Source organism: Chryseobacterium sp. SIMBA_029 (assembly GCF_046535275.1).
In the GTDB taxonomy this organism is placed as follows: Bacteria; Bacteroidota; Bacteroidia; order Flavobacteriales; family Weeksellaceae; genus Chryseobacterium.
Genome location: NZ_JAWRXA010000395.1, coordinates 1 through 267, shown reverse-complemented (window position 1 = coordinate 267; position 267 = coordinate 1). Strand labels below are relative to the sequence as shown.

The 267-nt window shown below is 54.7% G+C and carries 1 protein-coding gene; it reads left to right on the top strand.

Translation table 11 applies throughout. The annotated features are described in order from the left end of the window. A partial coding sequence (locus tag SB679_RS24580) for a hypothetical protein (RefSeq protein ID WP_410704895.1) occupies nucleotides 1-232 on the top strand: 232 nt, incomplete at its 5' end. Nucleotides 233-267 lie beyond the last annotated feature (35 nt).

The following is a 267-nucleotide window of genomic DNA, read 5'->3' as shown; positions in this document are numbered from 1 at the left end:
GGTAATCGGCGTTGGCCGGAGTACCATACAGAAGATCGAGCGTGGCGAAGCCGTCACCGAGGTCTACATCTCGGCGGTTCGCCAATTCTACGAGAATCAAGGAATCCGCTTTCTGGCTCCAGCGGAAGAAGAAGGCTGGGGCTTGAGAAACGCCAACGTGCTGAGTGGAAAAGATCGTTTGAACAGGCTCGCCGAAATACCGGCCGGCAGGAGAAAGAAGCAGACGAGCTAACAACTGAGACGAAAGAGTTTGAGGGCTGAGCTACA